Here is an 816-nt window from a genome sequence, read left to right on the forward strand (position 1 = left end):
GGCTGATCGCGGCGCAGCGCGCGCAGGTCGAGGCCGGGCTCGCCGCCCGCGCGCCGGCGCGATGAGCAAGGCGCGGCCGCGCCATGCCTGACGGGACCTCTCCGGCCTCGCTGCCCTGCGGCCGCTTCCGGCTCTCGCCGGCGCGCCGGGAGCTGCGCGACACGGAGGGGCGGCTCGTCAGGCTGGGCGGACGCGCCTTCGATGCGCTGCTCGCCCTGCTGGCGCGGCAGGGCGAGTTGGTCCTGCGCGAGGAGCTGCTCGATGCGGTGTGGGGCGAGCTGCACGTCACCGACGACAACGTGACGCAGGCGATGGTGGCGATCCGCCGCGCGCTGCCGGCGGAGGCGGGGCTCAGGCTCCGCACCATCCACGGGCGCGGCTACATCCTGGATGCCGTCGAGCCAGATGCAGTGCCCGCGCCGGCCTGCGCGTCGCTGGCGCTGACGCCCTTCGCCTGCTTCGGCGGTGCTCGTGCCCGCCGCCTTGCGGCCGCGCTGCACGAGGAACTCGCGGTGGAGCTGGCGCGGCGCTGCGAGCTGCATCTCCTCGCCACGGCGAGCCTGGGCGCGGCGCCGGCCCGCTGGCTGCTCGGCGGGAGCGTGCAGGGCGGTGCCTCGCTGCACCTGACCGCGCGGCTCAGCGACGCGGATGGCCGTGTCGTCTGGGCGGATCGCCTGCCGCTCGGCGCGGAGCCCGATACGGAGGCGATCGCGGGACGGATCGTGGCGGAGGTCGGGCGGCGCGTCGGCGCTTGAACGCGGCCTCAGCGAGGCGCGCGGCGCAGCACGATGATCGCGCGTGCCAGCGCGGCGGCCG

At 77.1% G+C, this 816-nt stretch carries 1 protein-coding gene; it reads left to right on the forward strand.

From position 1 onward, the window contains the following. The first annotated feature begins 83 nt into the window (after positions 1 to 83). Positions 84 to 755, forward strand: a complete 672-nt coding sequence (locus L2I40_RS23900; RefSeq protein ID WP_237217834.1) for a winged helix-turn-helix domain-containing protein — start codon at positions 84 to 86, stop codon at positions 753 to 755. The last annotated feature ends 61 nt before the right edge of the window (positions 756 to 816 follow it).

Source organism: Falsiroseomonas oryziterrae (assembly GCF_021864505.1).
In the GTDB taxonomy this organism is placed as follows: domain Bacteria; phylum Pseudomonadota; class Alphaproteobacteria; order Acetobacterales; family Acetobacteraceae; genus Falsiroseomonas; species Falsiroseomonas oryziterrae.